At 69.7% G+C, this 1,961-nt stretch carries 3 protein-coding genes; all 3 read left to right on the top strand.

The genetic code is table 11. The features are described from left to right. On the top strand, positions 1–488 hold a 488-nt coding region (locus GSF22_RS33155; protein WP_208817852.1), incomplete at its 5' end, for a hypothetical protein. A gap of 138 nt (positions 489–626) precedes the next feature. Further along, entirely contained in the window at positions 627–1,352 is a 726-nt protein-coding gene (gene rph / locus GSF22_RS33150) for a ribonuclease PH (protein ID WP_208817851.1), read from the top strand. Then, a partial coding sequence (gene rdgB, locus GSF22_RS33145) for an RdgB/HAM1 family non-canonical purine NTP pyrophosphatase (RefSeq protein WP_208817850.1) occupies positions 1,349–1,961 on the top strand: 613 nt, incomplete at its 3' end. The genes rph and rdgB, both read left to right, overlap by 4 nt.

Below are 1,961 nucleotides of genomic sequence, written 5' to 3'. Positions count from 1 at the left end.
TCCGTCGACGTCGGGGGTTCCCGATCGGGCTGACCCTGGCCCTGGTCGTGGCGTTCGGCCTGGTCGCGTGCTGCGGAGGGTTCGCCTGGTTCGGCTATCTCAAGCCGAAGCGGGAGGTGGCCCACCGTCAGGAGATCTTCCGCGATCTCCGGGTGCCGGAAGGCTTCACCCGGGGGGAACCGGAGATCCGGGAGGGTACCGGGACACTCGTCGTGGTCTACTACCTGACCTGCGAGAAGGGCGTCTGCCCGGTGACCCCGGCCGAGAGGATCCACACCTGGCTGACCGCTGCCGGCCTGGCGAACACCACCATGCAGGACGTCGGCCGTTGCCTGGCCGACAAACCGGACCACGACCAGAGCTGCACCTGGACCTGGGTGGTCGAGGGGTGCGAGGTCGAGGCGTACCTGCTCAAGGGGACCGAACCGGGAGAGATCGAGAACCGGCAGATCATGGTGCACACCTCGATCCACCGCTGCGACCGGTGAACCCGCCTCCGGTCTCCCGCCTCCGGTCTCCCGGCTCCCGGCTCCGGTCTCCGGTCTCTCGGCTCCGGTCTCCGGGCAGAGGTGTCCGGAACGGACACCCCGGAGGACCGGGCCACGGCCACCACTTAGGCTTCCTGCATGGCACGACCTGACGGGCGGCAGCCCGACCAACTCCGTCCGGTGACGTTGACCCGGAAGTGGAGCATCCATCCGGAGGGTTCGGTACTCGTCGAGTTCGGCGAAACCCGGGTGCTCTGCACCGCGAGCGTGACCGAGGGGGTGCCCCGCTGGCGCAAGGGCTCCGGGCTGGGCTGGGTCACCGCCGAGTACTCGATGCTGCCCCGTGCCACCACCACCCGCTCCGACCGGGAGAGCGTGAAGGGGCGGATCGGTGGGCGTACCCACGAGATCTCCCGGCTGATCGGGCGCAGCCTGCGGGCCTGCATCGACCTGAAGGCGCTCGGCGAGAACTCGGTGGTGCTCGACTGTGACGTGCTCCAAGCTGACGGTGGTACCCGCACGGCGGCGATAACCGGGGCCTACGTCGCCCTGCACGACGCGGTTACCTGGCTGGGTGAGCGGAAGGCCCTCGCCGGCAAGCCGGAGAAGGTGATGCACCGGTCGGTGGCTGCGGTGAGCGTGGGCATCATCGGTGGGGAGCCCCGGCTCGACCTGAACTACGCCGAGGACGTGACGGCGGACGTGGACATGAACGTCGTCTGCACCGGCGACGGGGACTTCGTCGAGGTGCAGGGGACGGGGGAGGCCGGGGTGTTCGCCCGGGACCAGCTGGATGCCCTGCTGGACCTGGGTGTCCTCGGCTGCATGGAGTTGACCGAGGCTCAGCGGAAGGCACTGTCATGAACAAGGTCCTGCTCGCCACCCGGAACCGCAAGAAGCTCATCGAGTTGCAGCGGATCCTCGACGGGGCGCTCGGCGCGCACCGGATCGCGCTCGTCGGCCTCGACGACGTCGAGGAGTACCCGGAGGTACCGGAGACCGGCCTGACCTTCGCGGAGAACGCCCTGCTCAAGGCCCGGGAGGGGTGCCGGCGTACCGGCCTGCCGACGATCGCCGACGACTCCGGTCTCGCCATCGACGCGTTGAACGGAATGCCGGGGGTGTTCAGCGCCCGGTGGTCCGGTGGGCACGGCGACGACCGGGCCAATCTGGACCTGGTACTCGCCCAGATCTCCGACGTACCGGACGAGCACCGTGGGGCGGCTTTCGTCTGCGCCGTCGCCTTGGTCCTGCCCGGTGGCAAGGAGCACCTGGTCGACGGCCGGCAGTCGGGCCGGGTGCTCCGGGCGCCCCGGGGTGAGGGTGGTTTCGGGTACGACCCGATCTTCCTGGGTGACGGGCAGAACCGGACCAACGCGGAACTGACCCCCGAGGAGAAGGACGCCGTCAGTCACCGGGGCAAGGCGCTGCGGGAGCTGGCCAAGCTGGTCGCCAAGGTACTGCCCCCGGCCC

This window comes from Micromonospora echinofusca (assembly GCF_017614955.1).
Classification (GTDB): Bacteria; Actinomycetota; Actinomycetes; order Mycobacteriales; family Micromonosporaceae; genus Micromonospora; species Micromonospora echinofusca_A.
The sequence above is the reverse complement of the archived record's forward strand: the minus strand, read 5'-3'. Positions and strand labels throughout refer to the sequence as shown.